Genomic DNA, 434 nt, shown 5'->3' with positions numbered 1-434 from the left:
GATGGGGACTGTACCACCGCAGTAATAGATGTCACGGTCAACCCAGTAGACGATACGCCAACGGCAGTGGACGATACGGCCAGTGTGGACGAGGACGATACGGTAAACATTATAGTATTAGACGATGATGATTTTGGCGGCGACGGCCCCAGCACCGGCACCATAAACATAACAAGTGCCCCAACCAATGGAGTAGCGACAGTAAATGATGGGGGTACACCAAACGACCCAACCGATGATACGATAGATTACACACCAACCGCAGACTACAACGGCCCAGATCAAATAACCTATGAGATCTGTGATGCAGATGGGGACTGTACCACCGCAGTAATAGATGTCACGGTCAACCCAGTAGACGATACGCCAACGGCAGTGGACGATACGGCCAGTGTGGACGAGGACGATACGGTAAACATTATAGTATTAGACGA

At 50.7% G+C, this 434-nt stretch carries 1 protein-coding gene; it reads left to right on the top strand.

All coding sequences use genetic code 11. The features are described from left to right. On the top strand, window positions 1-434 hold a 434-nt coding region (locus J8281_RS19115), incomplete at both ends, for an Ig-like domain-containing protein (protein ID WP_210199251.1).

It is taken from the genome of Aquimarina sp. U1-2, from assembly GCF_017897595.1.
GTDB lineage: Bacteria > Bacteroidota > Bacteroidia > Flavobacteriales > Flavobacteriaceae > Aquimarina.
This window is presented reverse-complemented; position numbering and strand designations above follow the sequence as displayed.